The organism is Paenibacillus sp. P4_A9 (genome assembly GCF_056402415.1).
This window is the reverse complement of sequence record NZ_JBFUHL010000003.1, coordinates 112,550-134,585: the sequence shown is the minus strand read 5'-3', so window position 1 is coordinate 134,585 and position 22,036 is coordinate 112,550. Positions and strand designations below refer to the sequence as shown.

19 protein-coding genes are annotated in these 22,036 nt (G+C 44.9%); 5 read left to right on the top strand and 14 right to left on the bottom strand.

Going from position 1 to position 22,036, the window contains the following annotated elements; genetic code table 11:
- Position 1: 1 nt before the first annotated feature.
- From AC1DVJ_RS04455 to AC1DVJ_RS04435, 5 genes are all read right to left on the bottom strand, one after another.
- Positions 2-1,792, bottom strand: coding sequence for a cache domain-containing sensor histidine kinase (locus AC1DVJ_RS04455; protein WP_477588687.1), 1,791 nt, complete (start codon positions 1,790-1,792; stop codon positions 2-4).
- Positions 1,793-1,899: 107 nt separating this feature from the next.
- Positions 1,900-3,255 carry an ABC transporter substrate-binding protein gene (locus AC1DVJ_RS04450; RefSeq protein WP_477588685.1) on the bottom strand — a complete coding sequence of 452 codons (1,356 nt, stop codon included), beginning with the start codon at positions 3,253-3,255 and terminating at the stop codon, positions 1,900-1,902.
- Positions 3,256-3,403: 148 nt separating this feature from the next.
- Complete coding sequence (locus tag AC1DVJ_RS04445) at positions 3,404-4,234, bottom strand: carbohydrate ABC transporter permease (protein ID WP_477588684.1); 831 nt, start codon at positions 4,232-4,234, stop codon at positions 3,404-3,406.
- Positions 4,235-4,254: 20 nt separating this feature from the next.
- Positions 4,255-5,199: a carbohydrate ABC transporter permease gene (locus AC1DVJ_RS04440; RefSeq protein WP_477588683.1), complete on the bottom strand. Its 945-nt coding sequence runs from the start codon at positions 5,197-5,199 to the stop codon at positions 4,255-4,257.
- Between the two features lie 167 nt (positions 5,200-5,366).
- A complete protein-coding gene (locus AC1DVJ_RS04435; RefSeq protein WP_477588681.1) occupies positions 5,367-6,812 on the bottom strand; it encodes a DEAD/DEAH box helicase in 1,446 nt (481 codons plus the stop codon).
- A 190-nt stretch (positions 6,813-7,002) separates the two neighbouring features.
- On the opposite strand from AC1DVJ_RS04435, the gene AC1DVJ_RS04430 reads away from it, so the two are divergent.
- Entirely contained in the window at positions 7,003-7,749 is a 747-nt protein-coding gene (locus tag AC1DVJ_RS04430; RefSeq protein WP_477588680.1) for an ABC transporter ATP-binding protein, read from the top strand.
- A complete protein-coding gene (locus AC1DVJ_RS04425) occupies positions 7,746-9,722 on the top strand; it encodes an ABC transporter permease (protein ID WP_477588678.1) in 1,977 nt (658 codons plus the stop codon). The genes AC1DVJ_RS04430 and AC1DVJ_RS04425 overlap by 4 nt, the downstream gene beginning before the upstream one ends.
- On the opposite strand, the gene AC1DVJ_RS04420 is transcribed toward AC1DVJ_RS04425, so the two are convergent.
- From AC1DVJ_RS04420 to AC1DVJ_RS04410, 3 genes are read right to left on the bottom strand one after another with little or no spacing between them, the layout of a single operon-like run.
- Entirely contained in the window at positions 9,723-10,715 is a 993-nt protein-coding gene (locus AC1DVJ_RS04420) for a sensor histidine kinase (RefSeq protein ID WP_477588677.1), read from the bottom strand.
- Positions 10,712-11,386, bottom strand: coding sequence for a response regulator transcription factor (locus tag AC1DVJ_RS04415; protein WP_477588675.1), 675 nt, complete (start codon positions 11,384-11,386; stop codon positions 10,712-10,714). The genes AC1DVJ_RS04420 and AC1DVJ_RS04415 overlap by 4 nt, the downstream gene beginning before the upstream one ends.
- 51 nt (positions 11,387-11,437) lie before the next feature.
- Entirely contained in the window at positions 11,438-11,863 is a 426-nt protein-coding gene (locus tag AC1DVJ_RS04410; protein ID WP_477588673.1) for a GNAT family N-acetyltransferase, read from the bottom strand.
- 174 nt (positions 11,864-12,037) lie between these two features.
- Here AC1DVJ_RS04410 and AC1DVJ_RS04405 point away from each other — a divergent pair, with 174 nt between their 5' ends.
- Positions 12,038-12,910: an AraC family transcriptional regulator gene (locus tag AC1DVJ_RS04405; RefSeq protein ID WP_477588672.1), complete on the top strand. Its 873-nt coding sequence runs from the start codon at positions 12,038-12,040 to the stop codon at positions 12,908-12,910.
- 114 nt (positions 12,911-13,024) lie between these two features.
- Positions 13,025-13,609, top strand: a complete 585-nt coding sequence (locus AC1DVJ_RS04400; RefSeq protein ID WP_477588670.1) for a P-loop nucleotide/nucleoside kinase family protein — start codon at positions 13,025-13,027, stop codon at positions 13,607-13,609.
- A gap of 32 nt (positions 13,610-13,641) precedes the next feature.
- Here AC1DVJ_RS04400 and AC1DVJ_RS04395 read toward each other — a convergent pair whose 3' ends face one another.
- From AC1DVJ_RS04395 to AC1DVJ_RS04385, 3 genes are read right to left on the bottom strand one after another with little or no spacing between them, the layout of a single operon-like run.
- The gene (locus AC1DVJ_RS04395) at positions 13,642-14,748 is read right to left on the bottom strand and encodes a Ger(x)C family spore germination protein (RefSeq protein WP_477588668.1); all 1,107 of its coding nucleotides are present in this window, start codon (positions 14,746-14,748) and stop codon (positions 13,642-13,644) included.
- Entirely contained in the window at positions 14,745-16,148 is a 1,404-nt protein-coding gene (locus AC1DVJ_RS04390; protein WP_477588666.1) for a spore germination protein, read from the bottom strand. Before AC1DVJ_RS04390 ends, AC1DVJ_RS04395 begins: the two co-directional genes overlap by 4 nt.
- Complete coding sequence (locus tag AC1DVJ_RS04385; RefSeq protein WP_477588665.1) at positions 16,145-17,227, bottom strand: GerAB/ArcD/ProY family transporter; 1,083 nt, start codon at positions 17,225-17,227, stop codon at positions 16,145-16,147. The genes AC1DVJ_RS04390 and AC1DVJ_RS04385 overlap by 4 nt, the downstream gene beginning before the upstream one ends.
- Positions 17,228-17,503: 276 nt before the next feature.
- On the opposite strand from AC1DVJ_RS04385, the gene AC1DVJ_RS04380 reads away from it, so the two are divergent.
- Positions 17,504-18,412, top strand: a complete 909-nt coding sequence (locus AC1DVJ_RS04380; protein ID WP_477588663.1) for an ArsR/SmtB family transcription factor — start codon at positions 17,504-17,506, stop codon at positions 18,410-18,412.
- Positions 18,413-18,516: 104 nt separating this feature from the next.
- On the opposite strand, the gene AC1DVJ_RS04375 is transcribed toward AC1DVJ_RS04380, so the two are convergent.
- From AC1DVJ_RS04375 to AC1DVJ_RS04365, 3 genes are all read right to left on the bottom strand, one after another.
- Entirely contained in the window at positions 18,517-19,698 is a 1,182-nt protein-coding gene (locus tag AC1DVJ_RS04375; protein ID WP_477588662.1) for an MGDG synthase family glycosyltransferase, read from the bottom strand.
- On the bottom strand, positions 19,695-20,378 hold the full coding sequence (locus tag AC1DVJ_RS04370) for a phosphatase PAP2 family protein (protein WP_477588661.1): 684 nt from the start codon (positions 20,376-20,378) through the stop codon (positions 19,695-19,697). Before AC1DVJ_RS04370 ends, AC1DVJ_RS04375 begins: the two co-directional genes overlap by 4 nt.
- Positions 20,379-21,255: 877 nt before the next feature.
- Positions 21,256-22,017 (bottom strand): hypothetical protein, encoded by a 762-nt coding sequence (locus AC1DVJ_RS04365; RefSeq protein ID WP_477588660.1) that lies wholly within the window; start codon positions 22,015-22,017, stop codon positions 21,256-21,258.
- Positions 22,018-22,036 lie beyond the last annotated feature (19 nt).

The window sequence follows — 22,036 nt, the reverse complement described above, 5'->3', positions numbered from 1 at the left end:
GTCACACCTCCTTCTCGGGTTGCTGCGGAAAGCGCAGAATAATCTGAGTACCTTGTCCCAGACTACTTTCAATGTCGTAATCGAAGCGATGTCCATAAATCATGCGAAGCCGTTCAAACACATTATGTAAACCAATCCCCGATAAGGAAGGACTGCTTGCTTCTTCCTCCACATGTGCCATTGGCGCGGCCTCCAAATGATCACGCAGCTCTGTCACACGTTTAAGTGTCATGCCCACACCGGAATCATTGATCTCCACCTGAAGCCTGCCATCCTCCGCAATTCGGGACGCGATGGTTATTTCACCTGCTTTACTTTTAAGGCCATGAATATAAGCATTCTCTATGAGCGGCTGCAAAAGGAATCGTGGAATTTGGATCAGAAGGGTGTCCGACGCCGCGGATACCCGCAGGATAACCTGATCGCCATGCCGCGAATTTAAGAGTCGCACATAGTGTTCATTGATCCCAATCTCTTCATGCAGCGATATGTACGCGTTGTTGCGGTTGATAGTCATTCGCAAAAGAGCGGATAATGAGCTGATCAGCTCCGCGTTTTCCTCGTCACCCTTCATCATGATTTTCAACCGAATCGAATTCAGCACGTTAAAAAGAAAATGCGGATTGATCTGAGCCTGCAGCATCGCCAGTTCAGCTTTGCGCTTGAGCTCCTGCTCTCTCCGATTTTCGACCAATGTCAACTCGATCCTGTCGATCATACGGTCAAATACATAACCAAGCCGACCGACTTCATCACCGCCATGAATATTCGAACGTTCACTCAACTGGCCAGATTCGATTCGTACTACTGTTTGAACGAGTTTCGCGATGGGCTTCGTCAACGATCCCACCACATAGAGGAGCACGACCGCGAACAAAATCAGAAACAGCAGTTGAATCCCGAAATCAGTCTTCCGGAACGATTCGATTTGCTGTGCGGCCGCCTTGTATGGCGTCATGTTCACGAGCTTCCATTCTGGCGTAATTTGATCACTTTGCATAATATATTCTTCGCCTGCGACCTTCACGAAAGAGGTACCCTCCTCCGGAGGAAGCTGATCAAAATAGGTAAATGGCTTGCCGATCCGACTTGAATCCTTATCCACCAAAATTTTCCCTTGTGCATCAATAATGACCATCGATTCATTATCTTCATATTGCGCAAATAATTTCTGCAGAACGCTCGGTTCGAGACCAACAATGACATACCCATACGTAGCACCATTGAGACGAAGTGGCTTAACTGCTTCTAATAGATAGGTTTGTGAAGACTGCTGACTGTAATTAGGCTCAGCTCCAATCCACTTCACGCTGTAGCCGCCTGACTGCATGACATCCCGCATCCACGCTTTCTCGAAAAAGGATTTCGGATCAAAATTAGTCGTCGTATAGGTCGCATAATACTGCCCATTCGGTAGGAGTAGCGTTAACACTAAATTTTCCAACGGACCAATGACCGTGTCGATCCGCTTATTAATCGTATTCTGACTGATATAAAGATCTCCAATGGAGGTTGTTGCGTCCGCATGACTTAAGCTCAATATGGGCTCCCGAAGATCCACATCAAATTGCACGAAATTCATCATATACAACATATTCTTCATCTGCCCGGTAACAATCTGACTCGCAATGAGCATCGATTGTCGCGCATTATCGGCGACTTGTGTGCGAACCGCATCCCGTGTAAATAAATTCGACACATACATCGATACGATGGATGGCAGAACCAGACAAATGAGAATTGTTAGTACTAATTTATTACGAAGAGATAATGTGCGAAACCAATGCAGCACTAACATTTCCCGCCTTTGCCAAATAAAATGGGAAAAAGAGGGGCCCTATGGCCTCCTCTTGCTTCCTACTTACAGTATACCAGTAAAGCTAGCGGAATCGTTACCGATTACTTCACATTGCTTTTTCTGATATCTTCAATTTTCGTTTTTGCAGTTGAGATTGTTTTCTCCAGATCTTGCTTGCCAGTTAAGAACAACTCAACTTGCGTTAAGTATTCTTTCTCTTGTTGCAATGCGTACGTTGGAGGAACAACCAATTTCGTTGCTTTGTTTACTTTTAAAGTAGATAGCAAGGAAGTTTTGTCGATAAACTTAACTTGATCTGGTTTGCCGCTTTTTAGAATCGCATCAACATTTGCGTTAATATCAGCTTTTTTCCAGCCGGAGAAGAATAGACCTTGTGTTTGAATACCTTCCGTTGTGTACCATTTCACGAAGTCGTAAGCCGCTTGTTTGTTCTTGGAGTTCGCAGCAACACCCATGAAGTCAGCGCCAACTTCTGTTAGACCGTTAGCATCTTTCGCATCATATTTCGGATACGGAGCAAATACAGTGTTGAACTTCGCGTTTTGTGCAAGCTCGCCAACCATCCAGTTACCTGTTGCTAGCATTGCTGTTTTACCAGCATAGAACACGTCACGGTAAGCCATCTTTTGAGAAACAACTTCAAAGTAAGGAACGGATGTTTTATCAACATTTTCCAATTGGTTACGTAGGTTCAAGGAGAAACGAACCTGCGGATTATCAATATTTTCTGTACCATCGGATTTTACTAGGTACGGGTTATCCATATTGTTGTTCAAACCAAGAAGCGCGTAGTCTTTCCAGTTGTGGAAGTAAGAACCGTATTGTTTCGCTGCACCTTCACCGGAAGTTAATTTCTTCGCGTATTCCGCGTAGTCATTCCAAGTCCATTCTGTAGGAACAGGAAGCTTAGCTGCGTCCAATTTGTCTTTGTTCAACAGGACGAACCATTCAATCATTTTACCAGGTAGCGCATAGTATTTCCCATTCACAATCGGATCAAGCTTATATTCATCTTTCACAACAATTTTATCTTTGGCCAAGTAAGCATCAAGTGGCTCAAGAATTCCTGCGCCTACACGTTGTGCAAAGTCAGAGGCACTGGAGTACATAACAACGTCCATTTGCTCGCCAGAAGCTGCTAGTAGATCAAGCTTTTTCATACCTTCTTGGGAATCGCCCTTCTCGGACATGCTCTCATACACGACTTTCACGTTCGGGTGAGTCTTGTTGTAAGCTTCTACGGTTGCATTCCAGTTCCCTTGTACCTCTGTGTACCAACCTTGTACTTTAATCGTAACAGGCGCTTTCGCTGCTGCAGTTGCCGCTGCTGTACTCCCAGCAGTTTCAGTTGCATTATCTTCACTTTTGCTGCCACAGCCTGCAAGTGCCGTACTGATCGCTAGAACACCGCTTAATACTAGTAAACTCTTTTTCATATAAACCCCTCCAAGAAGATATTTTTATTTTGCTTCGATAGTTGAAAACCTTTACATCACGAATCGTAACAAACTTGCTTGGAGCACACGAGGCAATATTTTAACCTCATGCACTCTTATTTTGACATCTTGCTGTTGAACCGAAATATTAACCTTTAACGCCACCCGTGGAAATCCCCTCGATAACCTGCTTCTGACCAAGGATGAAAATGATAAGTAAAGGAATGATAGCTGAAACCGATGCCGCCATAATTAAGGAGTAAAACTCGCCATTTAAATCGGCAAAGGAGTGAATCCCAAGTGGAAGTGTGAATAAGCTCTTCGTTCTTAAGAAAATCAATGGATTCTGGTAATCATTCCATGTCCATATGAAACGCAGGATCGCATAAGTTGCAATCGCTGGACGTACAAGCGGCGTACAGATGGTCCAGAAAATACGGGCATGTCCTGCGCCATCCATCCTTGCAGATTCCATGTATTCGTCGTGAATACCCAGATAGAACTGACGGAGCATGAACGTACCGAGTACGCTAAAGGACCCAAGAAGAATAAGTCCCATATGCGTGTCATACAAGTGCATGTAGCGAAGTAAAAGGAATTGAGGTACGAGAATCGCCTGACTTGGAATCATATAAATAGCTAGAACGAGAATAAAGAGAACATTCGAGCCACGAAACTTAATTTTCGAGAATGCATAAGCGGCCATGGATGAAAAAAGAACAGACAAGGCCGTTGTGATGACGGTCACCTTAATCGAATTCCAGTAGTATAAGGGGAATTTCGACGTCGTCCATACGGTTTTATAATTTTCAATCAAGCTCCAATGCTTGGGAATCCACTGAATAGGAAAAATGAAAACGTCGGCTTCGGGCTTCATGGAAGCGGATATCATCCATAGGAATGGTGTCATGAACAGGATACCGAAGAGGGCCATAACAATCGTTAAAATGATTTTTTTCAATCGTTTATTGTTATCCATAGGTTAACCTCCATTCTTGTTTAGTAGTTGACCCATCTGCGTTGGCCAAACCATTGAATTAACGTAATCAAGAGAACCAGAATCAGAAGCACAATCGCCATCGCAGAGGCATAGCCGGATTGTAGGTTAATGAAGGCTGTTTCATATAAGCGATACACCACAACACTTGTTGAATTGGCAGGACCGCCATTCGTAAGTACGGAAATGACATCGAATGCTTTGAAGGTTCCGATAATACCCGAAACGAGCAAGAAGAACGTAGTTGGTGACAATAAAGGCACGGTAATGCCGTAGAACTGTCTCCATTTTGATGCCCCGTCAATATCAGCAGCTTCATACAAATCCTTCGGAATGGATTGAAGTCCCGCCATAAAAATAATCATGTTGTACCCGATACTGATCCACACCATAAGTCCCATCACACAATACAAAGCGTAGTCGGGATCAGCTAACCATTTCGGTGGATTCGCAAAGCCCCAGTCCATTAATGTTTGGTTAATCGGTCCGTAAGTTGGGTGGAATAGCACTTGGAACACAATCGCTACCGCAACCACACTGGAGATATAAGGGATGAAATAAATGACTTTAAAAACACCTTTAAAATACACTTGCTTATCAATCAAAACCGCTAAAACAAGCGATATAATGAGTGTTAATGGTACAACAACCAACAGAATCATATTGTTTTTGAGTGAAAGTAGAAATACGCTATCGTGAATCAGCTTGGTAAAGTTGTCCAACCCGAGGAATTTCACCTTCGAGAAGCCGGCAACAAAGTTCCAGTCCGTAAAGCTTAAGAAGAATGACGCGATGATTGGGAATAACGTAAAAACAAATAATCCGAGTATCATGGGACTAACGAAAATATATCCGGCTAAATCCTCTCGAATTTGCTGCTTTGAACGCTTCAGCTTCACTTTAGTTGTTGATATACTACTTGCTTGAGATTGTATATGGTTAGCCATGAAAATTCACCCCATGTCGTGTTTTCTATAGTCTACCTTGTGAGCGTTTCACGGATAAGTCACAGAATTGACCCTTTCGAGTAATATTTTAACCTTCCGGGCTGTTTCCTATTTGAAAAGCGGCAAAAAACCAGAAAGCCATAAGGCCTTCTGGTTCTCCAATTCCTCTACTTATTCGCTTCATGCACCTTCAGCAGTTTCCCCTTGATGGTCGTGTTTCTCATGATTTTGAGTACCATCGGCCCTTTGCCATTCAAAATGTCGACATACGACACATTATCCTGAATCGTGATAATCCCGATATCCTCCGAGGAGACACCTTCGATCTTGGCGAGGGTACCGACAAAGTCGACAGCGCGGATCTTTTTCTTTTTGCCCCCGTTAAAATAGAGCTTCATGATGCCCTTGTTCAACTGGTCGCTGCGATCGCGCTTGATGACAGGCGTCGCCTGCATCTTCTGATCGAAGGCCGCTTGCTTCGAGGCAACCTCCTCCGAGTCGGGCGCGTCATGTCGCGGAATCTCGAAGCCTAGATAACCCTCGATATCGGCGAGGAACTTGTCCTCATGCGGCGTTACGAACGTAATCGCCTTGCCCGTCTTGCCAGCACGACCTGTCCGACCGATACGGTGCACGTAGCTCTCTTTCTCCATCGGGAGATCATAGTTGATGACATGCGTGATATCCTCGACATCGATCCCTCGCGCCGCGACATCCGTAGCCACCAGGAAACGGAACTCGCCACGCTTGAACGCATTCATGACAAGAAAGCGATCGTCCTGCATCATGCCGCCATGAATCTTATCGCACGGAAAGTCCAGCTGATCAAGCAGCGTGTAGAGCTTGTCCACATTCTCCTGCGTCCGGCAGAAAATGATGCAATTATCCGGGTTCTCCATCACGAGGACGTTCTGCAGCAATGGCCACTTCTCGTTATCCCGTACCGTAATGAGAGAGTGCTCGATTTGAACTTTCGCCGCCTCCGGCGTTGCGATTTCAATATCGATCGGCTTCCGCATGTACTGATGGCACAGCTGCTCGACATCCTTCGGCAGTGTAGCCGAGAAGAGCATCGTCATCCGATCCGTCGGCAGTTCATCAATAATCGCGCCTACCTGCTCAATGAAGCCCATGCGCAGCATTTCGTCCGCTTCATCAATGACCAGATACCGCAACCGCTCTACATCCAGCGTGCCTTTCTGAATATGATCCAGCACACGCCCCGGTGTTCCGACGACCACATGACACTTCTGGTGCAGCTCCAGCTTCTGCTTGGCAAATGGCATTTTGCCGTACAGCGCCACCGCCTTAATCCGCTTAAATCGCCCGATGTTGGTCATATCCTGTTTCACTTGATCGGCTAGTTCCCGCGTCGGAGTTAAGATTAGCGCCTGCGGCCTGTTCTTTTCCCACTCCACGAGCTCACAGATCGGTATGCCGAACGCCGCCGTCTTCCCGCTTCCCGTACGCGACTTGACCGTCAAATCTCTTCCTTGCAAGGCGATTGGAATTACCTTATGCTGCACATCCGTTGGCTGTGTATAGCCTAATGTGGTCAGCGCCCGCGTAATATCCTCGCTTAGTTCATAATCGTTAAAGCTTCTTGTCGTCACGTATTTGACTCCCCTTCTTGTTGCTGTAGATCTATTCTACTACAGATGGAGGCGAAAAAGGAAAGAGGGGTGCCGTCTAAGCACTACTGTAATTCGGGCATTATGACAAAAACGTCACATTAGAAATTGTTATATCGATGGTTTGCGGGCACATTAGACGGTATAGTAGGCGGTGAAGGAGGCCGATACCATGGCTAAAATTATACAAACCAAGAACTTATCGAAATCGTATGGAAAAACACAAGTCTTAAAAAATATTGATTTAACCATTGAACAGGGTGAATTCACTGCAATTATGGGGCCATCTGGCTCTGGGAAAACAACACTAATGAATATGCTTTCCACGATTGACGCCTTTACCGGTGGGGAAGTTTGGATCGAGGGAAAATCGCTGTTAGATTTGAAAAAGAAAGAACTCAGACAATTCCGCCAAAAACGAATGGGCTTCCTTTTTCAAGATTACAACTTACTGGATACCTTGACGGTGAAAGAGAATATCCTGCTGCCGCTCTCATTGCAAAAAACACCTGTCGCGGAAATGGAGCAGCGATTAGCAAAATTAATTGAAGCGTTAAATATCGAATCGATTTTACCTCAATATCCGTCTGAAATTTCCGGCGGCCAAAAGCAGCGCACGGCTGCAGCGCGTGCAATCATTACCAATCCAGCGATTGTGTTTGCTGATGAGCCAACAGGTGCGCTTGATTCCCGATCCGCTACCCAGCTGCTGGAACAGATCCAATTGCTCAATCAAACCTTTATGGCAACGGTTCTGATGATTACCCACGATCCGTATGCAGCGAGCTACTGTCGGCGCGTCATTTTTCTCCGTGATGGCAAAATCGTCAATGAAATGTTCAAAGGCGAACAATCGGAGAAAGAATTCTTCGACCGGATCCTGACGATTCAAAGTGCCATAGGGGGCGACCGGCAATGAGTTTGATGCAATTATCATGGCGCAACATTAAACGTGATTTCCGGCTGTATGCGATCTATTTTATTTCCATGCTGATCGGGGTTATTATTCACTTTACGTTCTCATCCTTGATGTTCAACGATGATATTCTAGTGGCCATTAAACATAAAAATAATTTTCAACTTGGCGCGTCCATCGCATCTGTTGTCGTATTCCTGTTCATTATTTTCTTCATCCTCTATGCGAACTCGTTTTTTATGAAACAGCGCAAAAAGGAATTCGGGATGTATTTGCTTTACGGTATGAGTGAAGGGCAAGTTGCCTTCATGGTCTTTCTAGAGACTGTATTTCTGAGCGCGATTTCACTTATCAGCGGGATTTTGATCGGGGGATTGCTGTCCAAATTCTTTGGCATGCTGCTTATGAATCTGATGCAATACGATGAGGTCATTTCCTTTTCCTTCCCCATCGAGGCTGTGGGATCGATCATTCTTTTATTCGTAATCCTCATTGGCATTATTAGTGTGCAAAGCTATCTAAGTGTACGTCGGGTCCAATTGGTGGAATTATTTCATGCCAAAGCCAAAATGGAGAAGCCGCTAAAATTTTCCGCATGGCTTTCCATATTATCCATCCTGTTATTAGGAACAGCTTTCTTTCTTATTACTCGGAAGGGAGATTCGGTTTTCTGGATGGATTACACCTTGGCGAGCATGCTTACCGTAACAGTCGGATTGATCGGGGGGACGTATTTATTTTTCCGTCAATTTTTCGGTTGGGTACTAGAAAAGATTAGCCGCGGGACAAAGTATGTGGAAGGCAACAAGATGCTATGGATTTCCTCGCTACGTTTCTCAATTCGTGGTAATACCTTGAATCTGACCTTCATTTCATTATTCAGTGCACTGCTCATTTTCTTGGTGGGGTTCGTCGCGATTAACTATACAGCGCATTTTTACTCGGCAGAGAAAGAATTTCCGAACCACCTTGCGTTTACAACGCAGGATGAACAAACCCAGAAGCAAATTGAACAAATCATCGAGGAAGCCCATCCTATCACCCATCATGCGCGGATCGAGGGGCTGTCAGCAACACCGATCACTGACAGGGGAATCGCCTATGATCGCAGATATTTAAATAATTTCACCGAACAATTCCTTCTGTTCTCTGAGTCCCAGTTTAATGACGTCGTCAGCCTCCGCGGCGATAGCAGCCAAGTGAATGTGCAGGCTCAAGAAGCGGTTGTCCTTGCACAAGGCGTACCTAATCCGACCCAGTTTACCGAAGGCGACCGGCCCAAATTTACGGTAAAACTCAAGGAAGAAACAACATTCAATCTCGTTGAAATTAAAAGCTATGCTTTACTGAGCAAGCCTACGGACGCAGACAGCGATGTAGGCAAGAAACCTTCCGTGTTGATTATTTCCGATGAAGCATTCGCAAAGCTGAAGCTAGAGGCAGTCCTTGCCTCGTTCGACATCTATCAAATCAAAGATGCCAGAAATTCGATTGCTGTATCCGATCAGGTTTATGACCTTGTTTCAAAAACGCCTGAATCCTACTACGCAGCGTTCGTCGTTATGTATTCGATTGATATTGAAAGCTCATCCTTGCTGCTATTTTCAATTGCCTTTCTTGCGGTGATCGCCTTATTCGCTTTAGGCAGCATCATCTATTTCAAGCAATTGCGAGAAGCGACGGAAGAACAACGGCAATATGCCATTTTACGAAAAATGGGCGTCGATGACAGTGAAATAAAAGGGATCATTCGCAAACAGCTGCTATTTGTGTTCTTGCCTCCGGTACTCCTCGGTATGCTGCATAGTTGGTTTCTTTTAGTTTATCCAGCCATGGAAGAAGTCAAAGATATGCCGCAAATCGCACCGATTATTGCAGGAGTACTGATCCTGTATTTTGTGATCTACACGTTGTTTTATTTCTCTTCTACGAGTATTTACTACAAAATTGTCAGTCCAAAGAACGCAATGACCTAGTCATTGCGTTCTTTTCTGCATCACAAAGTATGGATCGTCGTCTTTCGGAAAATGAATGATACATTGCGTATATCCGCCAACTTCAGACGTACAGGTAATATAATGGCCGAGCTTGTTCGATAATTGCTGCGCCAAATATAAACCCATTCCGGTCGACTTTGGATGCGATCGTCCTGTTTCGCCCGTAAACCCGCGATTGAAGATTCGCGGAAGGTCTTGGGGGCTAATGCCAATCCCGCTGTCCCGAATCAACAACTGTTTTTCTTGCGGCGTTTCGAATACGGAAATCGTAATCTCGCCGCCGATTTCTGTATATTTCAAGCTATTGGTCAATAACTGATTGAGAATAAACTGCAGCCATTTCGGATCACTTTGAACCACAAGCGTTTCTGCTTGTAGGTCAATTCGAATTTTTTTGGAGAAAAAGGTTTTCGAATGTGACTTCACGATCTCTTTCGAAATCTGGATGACATCACAGTTTTGAATCGCGTAATCCTGGTTAAAGCTATCGAGTTTGGCGTAATAGAGCGCCTGGTCAACGTAATTTTCAATCTTCGCGATCTCTTCCCTTAAACTGTTAGCGTCCATATCCGTTTGCTGAAGTAAACGAAGAACAGCAATCGGCGTTTTGATCTCATGAAACCAAGAGACGATAAAATCATAATGCTCATACTGCCTCTCCTGAACACGATTCATTTCATGAATATGCTGCTTTTTCAGCTCCTCGATGTACTGCTGGGCGAATTCGCCTTCCAGTGACAAACTGTCATAATCCTCATTTTTCATTTGTCGGATCACACGAACGTGTTGCTGGTAGCGAAATAATAAAAATCCGAGTAACACAATCAAGCACAAGGCGAAAGCATAGAAGAAAGTCCCCCATGCCAAGTCACCATGGCTATCCGCAAAAAATACCGCGGCAGAGATCAGGAAACTAACCAGATAGAGATACACATAAGACTTTTCATAGGCGAGATAGCGTAGAAAGGTCATTCGATCATATACCCCATTCCTTTCCGGGTCACGATGAAGTCCTCCAGTCCAAGCACGGCGATTTTCCTTCGCATCCGGTTTACGTTCACGGTCAGTGTGTTATCATCGACGAACTGCTCTTCATTCCATAGTGCCTGCATGACGTCCTCGCGCGAAACAATTTTCCCGATGTTCCGCATCATCAGCTGCAGAAGAATGAATTCGTTCCGGCTTAATTCTGTGACTTGTCCTTGATATTCAATTGTGGAATTGGTGACATGTAATTTCAAGCCCCGATGAATGAATCTAGCACTTTCATCTACCTGATACATATATTTCCGGCGGATGAGCGCACTGATTTTGGCAACTAGGATATCCAAATCAAAGGGCTTCTGGATAAAATCATCCCCACCCATATTAATCGCCATAATGATATCCATATTCTGATTTCTGGATGACAAGAAGATGATCGGCACCTTGGAAACCGCGCGTATTTGCTGACACCAGTAGTATCCATCAAACACCGGAAGATTAATATCTAATAGGACGAGATGTGGAGCTGTCTGCTGGAACTCCTTGAGAACCTGGTCAAATTGCGTGACTTCCACCACATCATATTGCCACTTTTTCAACGTATCCGCGACAATCCGTCTAATTTTCTCATCGTCCTCAATCATCATGATTCGATACATGGAATCCCTCATTATTCTAATAGTGCGATCTACCTTATTTTAGCATAAACCTTAGATATTCCTTATATAATCAGGCATCCTTCTCATAAATCGCTCCGTATCGTGCTCAAAATCAAACTGCTTATACAATTCATGCGCATCCTTTGTCCCCAACAAGCCCACAAGATCTTTATATTCATCGGAGGTGGTCAAGCTTTCAACTAGCTTCTTGCCGATCCCCAATCCTCTGTAATCTTCATCGATATAGACATCACACAAATAATACATGGTCGCATGGTCGGTTATAACTCTAGCAAAGCCAACTTGTTTGCGCCCCTCAAACACGCCATAGCAGACAGAGTTCTCGATCGAGCGCAGCGTCCGTTCTTCCGGTCGCTTATTCGCCCAATAGCTTCGTGAGAGGAAACCTTTGATTACATCTAAATCTAATAATCCCTTATTGTCGCTGATGACAAACTGATTCCAAGTAATCTCCATTGTGGCTGCTCTCCTCTACTTAACAGGGTTAATTGTTTTCCATTTATAATACTACATTCCATTGCGTAGCAGCATACTATTTCCGTCCCCTAGGAAAGTCCTACAAACTTGTGCACGAAAAGTCGGATAACGTCCAACGATTCCTGTTATTCTATCGATATAGGAGGTCAGAATATGGATTTGCTTAAAAACATGAACGATGCGATCAGGTACATGGAAGATAACCTGACTGGCACGATTGACACGAAAGAAGTAGCGCGACTGGCCTTATGCTCGGAATTTCATTTTAAAAGAATGTTTTCCTTTCTTGCAGGCATTCCGCTATCGGAGTATATCCGCCGCAGGCGTCTAAGTCTTGCCGCTTTTGAGCTGAGAGACAGCAACGTCAAGGTCATTGATATTGCGATCAAATATGGGTATAACTCACCCGATTCGTTCACAAGATCTTTTCAGAATTTACATGGGGTTACACCGTCAGAGGCCAGAAATAATGGACAATCATTGAAAGCCTATCCACCTATGACCTTCCAAATCACGATTCAAGGGGGAAATGAAATGAATTATCGCATTGAGGAGAAAGAAGCGTTTAGCATTATCGGTATCTACAAAAGAGTTCCGATTGTTTTTAACGGCGTTAACCCTGAGATTGCTGCCATGTGGCAAAGTTTAAATATGGATCTCATTACCACCTTGAAGCAACTTTCCAACGTGGAGCCACTTGGACTGCTTAGCGCATCCACAAACTTCTCAGAAGGCCGTATGGAGGAAAAAGGAGAGCTCGATCACTATATTGGCGTCGCCACAACGAGCCCGTGTCCCGAAAATCTAACACGGCTCGACGTGCCTGCCTCAACGTGGGCGGTTTTCGAATCCGTCGGACCTTTTCCTGAAACGTTGCAAAATATTTGGGGACGCATCTACTCCGAGTGGTTCCCCTCCTCGGGCTATGAACAAATCGCAGGCCCAGAGATGTTGTGGAATGCGGATAAGGATACGACTTCGCCTACGTTCCGGAGTGAGATCTGGATACCGGTGAAGAGGATGTAGGGCTAACCGCACCTGCTTTAACCCTTCCACTCCTTCTGATCGCCAACGCGCTGACTTCCGTATGTTACAATTAAGAAAATGTTCTCTTAGACCGCATTTTTTCGGAGGTTACCTATGCGCAAATTAATCTTTTTCATCGGTCCTGCTGGTGCAGGCAAAACAACCCTAGCGAAGTCTTGGGTGCGCCGACATGGCGGGGCCTTGTTGGATATGGACACCTTGCTGCGCCCTGCCGCAGAAGCCATCATGACCCTTGCCGGACAAGATCCGAGCGATCGGGACTCACCATTTTACAAGGCACATTGCCGTGATTTGGGCTATCGCATCACGATGGACGCTGCGCTCGAACAGTTGTCGGTGGATCGAGATGCCATCGTGATCGGGCCTTTTACGAAGGAGCAAGGAGATCCGCTCTGGCTTGAAGGGGAGCTAGCTCGGATCGGCGCTACGATACATGACGTCAGCGTTAGGGTGATTTATGCGTATTTACCGAGTGAGGAAGCGTATAAAGAGCGTATTCGCCTGAGGGGTTCCGCTTTGGATGTTTGGAAATTGGAGAATTGGCAGCAATTTCGTTCTTCGTTGCTGCGTAGAGAGGTTACTTGGCTCATGGAACCGTCCTTTCTCCTCTATTGGGATAACTCGGAGCCGTTATCGGATGTAAGAGAAGCTGAGTTAGCGAAATTTATCCTAGATTGATCTGGATTTACTAAATCAGCTTCGTATTCAAGTTATGTTTTCTTAAGCTCTCCCGTATGTTGAATGTTTACATGGACATCGATTTGGTTTAGCGACGAAGAAGTGAGCTCTATATCTTGCCAGTTTTTCATTCTTTTCTTAAACATCACATTTCTAAAATTGTAAACGTCCGCCTTAATGCGTAACCCTTCTTCAAATGTAGATCGGATTTCTTTTTTTATTAGTTCCGCTGCTTCTTTCTCCATTTCTTGCTCTGATGGCTGGCTGTCAATTAATTCAACAATATTTCCCCTGACTCTGACCTCAATATTGAAAATTGGTTTCCCGTCTTGTTCTGTAACCGTTATTTTAGGTTTGGGTTTTTCAAGCGAGATGATGGCGGACTTGATCTCTATGGGTGATCTTGATGTCTTTTTCTCCATCCATCGCAATCCATTTATCTGATTTTTTGCCATCCAACCTTGAAAGTCGTTTTTTTGAACGACAAACACACCGTTTATTTTCAATTTATTTTCAGATTTTTTCTCGGAATCCCATGTGGTTTTGTCGATGGTTAGGGTTGGAACTATAGCGGTATTACCGGGCTCATTGAGATTAAATTGATATTCTTGCGCAAGGAGGGGCTTTACGAACGAACTCTGAATATAATTATCTTCCGGTTGCCCAAGAATGCTGGTGATTGGCGACAATTGATAAAAAGAGGGTGTTTTAAATATGTCCTCAATGGATCCTCTCGTGCCGAATATCCATGGTGTATACCTAAATTCTCTGTATCTCTTTAAATTATCGAAGTAATCCTCGCCTCCGGCTTGCATCGCGCTTTCGGTAAACAGATATGTGCGAACATGACTCCAATATAATCTTCTTTGTGCCGTATTATAAATATCGCCAAATGCCAAAGTGGGCGTCTTTCCTCTTCCTTTGCCGACATACACTTGCGGGCCGTTCCCTCCGCCTCCAGATTCCGACTTAGCTACATTGTTAAAGTTTACAGTTTGAATGTAGGCCTCATAAAGATTATTTTTATAATCAATCCCTATGGCTGTAACGTAAAGCAGATCTTGAATATTTTTATTGTCCCAACAGCCGGACAGGCACATCATACAACAAAGCATGAATAAGAGTACCGATGGTTTCATTGTCTTTCTCCTTGTGACGTAGAATCAGTCGTATGCAGCATGCTTGGTCTTTTGTTTTTGGATTTGAAAGGTCGACTGAATAACGCTAATATGGAGGACTTAATATTGAGCTCTGCGATCGGAGACCAGTAGGATATTCCGAAAGATGTTAGCGTAGAGGTATACCCCACAACTGAAATTAAACCGATAATAAATCCATATATGCCCAAAATTGAAGATATCAACAACATGTAAATTCGAACAAGGGTAACGGTGCCTGTCAAGGATTGATTAACTAGCGTAAAGGAAGCAACGGCAGTAGCCGCCGTAATCATGAGCAGGGCAGCAGAGGCAAGTCCGGAACGGATGGCAGCATCCCCAATTATAAGACCACCAACTACCGTTACTGTTTGTCCCACTGGTTTCGGCAGACGTATGCCGGCTTCACGAAACAATTCGAATAATCCGAAAATCAAAAAGATTTCTATCGTCGTTGAATAGGGTATACCCGTACGTGCTACGGCAATAGTTGCAAGTAACGGAAAGGGTATTTGGTCGATATTATAGCAGGTCAATGAAATATAGAATCCAGGCAGAAACATAGCCATAACTAAACCGACAAGACGTAATGTGCGTTGAAATATCGTGTAATAGTAAGAGGCATGGACATCCTCCGGAGATTTTAATTGCTCGGTAAGATTGGATGGGCCGATGATTGCCATTGGAGATCCGTCCAAGAGGATAACAAATCTGCCCTTCAGCAGTGCCTCAGCTGCAAAGTCAGGTCTTCCAATCGTGTCCACTAATGGAAAGATGGAGTCGCTTGAATCACTTAAATATTCTTCTAACTGCGCACATCCTATAACGGAGTCCACATCTATTTGGGAAATCCGACGCTTCGCTTCTGTAACGAAATCTGGATTCATAATATCTTTGATATACAGAATGGCTAAACGTACATTTCCTCTCTTGCCAACAATGAAATGCTCATATTGAAGGGAAGTGGTTTTTAATCGTTTGCGAATGAGGGCAACATTGGTGATCACTTCCTCTGTAAAACCATCGCGCGGTCCGCGAATAGATATTTCACTGATGGATTCTTCCGGCTGGCGTTTGGGCGGATTGGAAATATCTGCTTCATAGACGTGAGTTTCATTCTCATGGAAAAATAAAACAATTACAATACCTGAAAATACACGCTGTTCAATTTGACTAAGCTCTACACTTCCGTCTAAAAGCTTCAGTTCATCGTTTCGAATCATTTCTGTCATTCGCGGGAGTACATTTTCATTCAACTGCTTACTATCCACCATGCCTTCGCAATAAACAACTTGAGTGCCGCTGCGCTTCTGAAATTTCACATCGTAGCAGGAAGAGAATAAAGCCCTGAAATCCGCTTCTTTTGCATTTTTGATGTTCATGACAACCCTCTTTTTCTTGTTGTAAGGTAAGCTATTACAGTCCAGCAGAGAATCGACAATGTGCTTAGTGGATAAAAGTAGTTTTTAGTTATTGCTAACAAATCGCTATCGTTGATTTGAAGCTCTACTCCGATAAATATGGCCGTCGTACATGTAACGATCGCTATTTTTTTATGCCGTTGCTTGGAAGTCAGCAAATCGCCTATTAAAAACAATGCCAAACTGATGAGAATAGCGGAACTACTAAGCCATTGATACATGGATAAAAAGTCAAGATGCTCCAGGAAACTGCTGATTCTAACTAATCGCCACTGCGTAAAGAGAGGGAACCGCTGTTTTGAAGCTTCATAAGTACCAAATATAGTCAATATACTCATAATTCCATTGATGAAAAAAAACGACACAACAGACAGGTGTGCTACAAAATACCTCCATTTGAAAGTGCATTCCGTATGAGGTGATAGTAATAATAACAGAAACAATTCCATGCTAGCCCTAAGGGTAGTTGCCGTGCCTTCTAAGATGGGTCGTACTCCTTCACTGAATAAGGGGAGCAAAAGGTCAAAATGTCTATATTTAAAAGTAAACACCGCCATAAATACAATCAGCAACAGAGTAGCCGGCATTAGAATAGAAAAGGAAATGGCGATCGGTTTGATTCCTTTAACGGCTAAGTAGGCACAAATAATCAATAAGGGCAATGCAATCGCCCAAATAGGCGTAAAGGGCAGGATCATGGATTTAACCCATGTGACGACATTTTTGTCAATGACAAAAATTTCACAAAACAAGAATAGGGCAATCCAACATCTCACTACCCAGGCGATCAAACTCCCCATTTTAAGTTCAAGTACATCGAGGAAGGATTGATTAGGTGCTTGATTGATTACTATTCGATAAATCCAAAAGGCATAAAAGAAATACGCTATGCTGCCGATAATGCTGCTGACAAACGCATCCCGTTTGGCTTGTTCAATTAGTATGACTACGCCTGACATTTGGCCCAAGGCCATAGTTCCGCTCATACATAGAATAATAGCATGTAAGGGATTGATTTTAGGATTGGAAAACGACGACATTGGGCTCACCTCCTGACCCTATATTTTCCTATAAGTTATTTTTCTATCCCAAAAATAGGTAATAGGTACAGGATAGAACGACACCGTTTCATAAATGAAGCGAGGCTGCCAGCATATGCCGGCAGCTTCGTCATTTTCCCTTATCTATTTTCGCGCAGTGTGCGGAACGTACCAGCTGAGGGGCCTTTTTGTTTGTATCGATACAAACAAGTTGTTTAAATAACCTACAGGTTATACAATAGAGAAAACTATGTATGCAAAGTCGAGGTCCCCCCTATGCAAATTGAGGTTTCATCCAAAAATATGCCCTTCCTGGAATGCTTCTCCTCGGAGACTCGCGTGAAGATGATTGAACTATTGGGCGAAGCACCGTTAAATATTAAACAGCTGTCCCAGCGACTAGAGATATCGTCGGCGATCGTGACGAAGCATATTCAGAAGTTGGAGCAAGCTGGCATCGTGCGTTCGGAGAGCGTGACCGGTGTGCGCGGCACGCAAAAGATCTGCTACCTGCAGCTTGAACAAGCCACGCTGCAGTTTAAGTCGAAGAAGCCCTACGAGCATCCAACTACGACGGTTGCGATTCCCATCGGCCAATATTCGGCTTTCGACGTGAACCCCACGTGTGGCCTGGCTTCCGCGACGCAGCTGATTGGCGTACTGGATGATTCGCGGTACTTTGCGGATCCGCAGCATGTACAAGCTGGCATTCTCTGGTTCGGCAGCGGGTATGTCGAGTACCGCATCCCTAATTTTTTTCATAGCAACCAGAAGCTCCGCACTTTGGAAATTTCTTTTGAAATTTGCTCAGAGGCTCCTGGCTTTAATGAGAACTGGCCTTCGGATATTTCCTTTTCCATCAACGACAAGCCTCTCGGGCAATGGACCTGCCCTGGCGATTTCGGCAAGCACAGAGGTGTACTGTCCCCCGATTGGTGGGGAAATGGCAACACCCAGCATGGTCTGCTGAAAATTATTACGGTGAATCCACAGGGCTCTTTTCTAGATGGCACGCAAATATCGACGACCACGATTCATGACCTGAACATCTTATTCTCGCAAGATATTCATTTCCGTATTGCATCCTTAGAAACGGCCGCGAATTGTGGCGGGGTTACGCTATTTGGTAAACAATTCGGCAACTATGCACAAGATATTATTGTGACGATGCAAGAGGATAAGTAATGATTGACGGTTGCAGCTGATGGGTTATTTTCGCACAAAAAAAGACCCTATTCCCACGCCATAAAGGGGCGGAAGAGGGTCTGCTCTGTGATCTGACAACGATTCTAAACATTGGCATATGAAAATTGTAAGCCATCCTGAACAGGAAGGTAATGGTGCTCCGTTTCCAGAATCGCATCCACGGTGCGAAGCACATCCGGCTGGCGATGACTCATCTGTGCATTTTTTTTCAGCTTGAGCAGAACGGATTGGTTGGCGATGACTTCAAGCAGTTGGCTTTTCATCTCGGCCTCGTTCTTCACCTCAACGGCTGCACCAATCCCAACCAGATAGGCAGCGTTCGCCTGCTCTTGTCCGGGAATCGGCTTGTACAGCATCATCGGCAGATCGAGCGCAAGCGCTTCGGACACGGTGAGTCCGCCTGGCTTCGTCACGATCAGATCGGACAGCGCCATCAGCTCATGAACATGATCGACGAATCCTGTCACCATCACATGATGGTGTGTATGCGAGCCGCCTAGCTCCTCTTCCAAATGCTGCTTCAGCTTCTCGTTGCGTCCGCACACGAAAACAAATTGCACTGGCACCGCCAGTTCATCCGATTGCAGCACCGATTTGAACGACTTCCCGATCAGGCCATGTCCTCCGCCCATCACAAGGACCGTTGGCATGTCGCGTTGCAAGCCGTATTTATCTCGCAGCTCGGCACGATTGTACGTTTGTGTGAAGGGCATGCGAATCGGTATCCCTGTGACGACGATACGCTGCTCGGGAATCGCATACTTCAGAAGCGCTTGCTTCACATGCTCCGCCCCCACCAGATACTTATCCGTCCCCGGATGAATCCAGTAGCTGTGATCGGTGTAATCGGTGATGACCGTCACGGTCGGCACGGTTGTAAAGCCGTTACATTTTAGATAAGACATAGCTGCAGCGGCTCCTGGGAACGTACATACAACTTCCGTGGGCGCTTCCTCTTCTAACAAATCCAGCATTCGGTCGGTGCTGAAAGACTTCATTCTTTTCAAAATATGGGATAACGCGGTATCATGTCTTGTTTTGTGATATAGAAAACCATACACCGAGGGCAAGCTTTTCACCCATTGCATATAGCAGTATTTGCCGAACCCATGCAGGTACGGGTGTGTCCACGCTAAATAGTCGACCACTTTTACTTCCATATCCGGTCTGTGCATGCAAACGGCCTCCAGAATCGCCTGCGCTGCTTTATTGTGCCCATCTCCAAGACTGCCCGTCAGTATCAAAAGCTTTCCTTTTCGTCTCATTGCTTTAGTCCCCTTTCGAGCTTATCCTGCCGCGCACTAGCAGCCATCGATCCTGTCAACCACGCTCTTCTACCTCTACTAACTACATAGACGACTCCCTCAGCCACTATCACTGCACCCACAATATCCATTAGTACATGTTGCTTAACGAACAGTGTCGAAACGATGATCAGAATTGCCATACTCGCCGAAATGATTCTGTAAGTCATCGCAATCCGTGTGGATCGGAGATAGGCCCTCAGCATTAGATAGGCCGTTAACACGTGTGTACTTGGAAAACAGTTAAAAGGTTGATCCGAGCTGTACACCCACCGCACCGTCTGCAGCAGCCAATCACTTCCAATAATGTCCGGCCGCGGCACTGTTGTCTGATATATAGCATAGACGCCGTAACACAAAAGCAAACCTATGATAAATTCCACGAGTGTTTGGAGATAATTCGCGCGATCTCGATACGCTATGTACAGGAATCCTACGGCTAGATAGCCATACCAGGCTAAATACGGGACCACGAAGCCTTTGATAAAAGGTATCTGTCGATCGAGATCCGTCATTAAACTGTACGCTGTTCCTGTATCTTGATTTAAATGTATATAAATGAGCCCTACTAATGGGATCAAAAGTAATCCGCTGCACGCCAGCAAATAGGACATCCAAGCTTTCATTGCTTTCGTTCTCATGCCAAATCCTCGCTCTCCTCTACGTTACCTCTATCATAAAGAAGTTAGGCCATTTATTGAACGAACCAAGGTACTGTCTTTCGTTAGCCAAAGGTCGTGAAAAAAACTAGACCAAAGGCGGAGTTGTCCACATCCTCAGGTGCATATAAGGTGCTGTTGGTGACTCAACCGGTATAGACGCTGAGCGGCTTTTGCGGTATCACTGTTACGGAAATATTACGACAATGTTACAACATAATACAGCATACCAAATTAGAGGAGGAAAAGCACCTCCTTGAGCATCTCGGAGGGTAGTATGACTTTATCGATTGGCTCAGCCAACCTGCGAGACCAGATTCGCGGCTTGTCCCAGAGGCATGTCTTTCTCCACCTGTGGATAAGATCATCTGTGGATATGTGCATAAGGCTGCTAAAATCTTATGCACAGTATGATTTGTGGACATGTTGATACTGTGGGTAAGTTTGGGGATAAGTGTGTTTTTGGGTGATTTCCGGGCCGAAAAGATGGGGTAAAAAGAGGGAGAGAGTGTAGTTGGCGAAGCTGTAAGGGATGGAGGGGGAGGAAGGTTGATGGAAACGAGGATGAGGTAGATAGGGGTAGATGGCTCCCCCCGGCAAATAACTGGATTTTCTCCAGCTAAATTCGCTCGATTTCAACGAAATGAAGTGATAGATGGAAAATATCCAGTTAAATCTGCCCGATTTCCGCCAAACGGGTTGATGGCTTCAAATTAACTGGAGGAAATACATCTAAGTCAAAATGTCGGCCAATATCCGCGAGAATAGATGGAGGAAATACATCTATTCTGTAGTCCAGTAGCTGCCAGCAGCCACGAGGATCCGCCTGAACCGTACATTCCGCAGCCGCGAACACAATTCATTTTAAAAACTGATCGGTCGATCCCGTCGCCACAAAATCACTAAGCTTTAGAAGCTTCTTCTTCCCAATGTTGCCAGTTATTGTGTGTGAAGTGGGCTTCTCAGCCTTTGGATCGTCTACGATTCTTTTGACATAATCACCTGTAAGCAGGTTATAGTCTTCTTCATCCCCATTATCTTGCGTTGTCGTACCTGTAAAATAGGATCCAACGGTGGCACCTATCAGGTACCAGTCATCATTTTGAAATCTGAATCGGTAATTTCCGTACCATCTCCAGTTACTTCCACCATAGAAATGAACCACAACGGAACCTCTATCGATTACAATACTATCCAGTGGATCACCCCAAATCCCGCCTTCGTCGGCTTTGAGAATCGCCTTATCTGCGATAATGGACAGCGTGTAGGTATGATCACTATTCCCAAAAGCAATCAAAAGTGCCCTATCAGGTGCTACACCTGTCTTGGTCTCCGTCTTTTCGATAACAACGGCGGCATCTTGGATACCATCTTTGTTCAAGTCACCTTCTACCTTCACAGGGCCGCTCTGCCGAACAAGTAGCTGCCACCCTTTAGGAATAAGAGATGTTAGATCCTTAACCTCGTTAATCGTAGGGGTTGCTTCATTCTTTTTCACGATATCGGGAGCTGTATTCTCCTTCTGCACGGCACTCGGTTCAACTGTTGTAGGCATTGTTGCTTGGCACGCGGTCAAAACTACCATGAAAGTTAACACCATGAAATAATATAAAAATTTCAAATGCACTTACTCCTTTCGA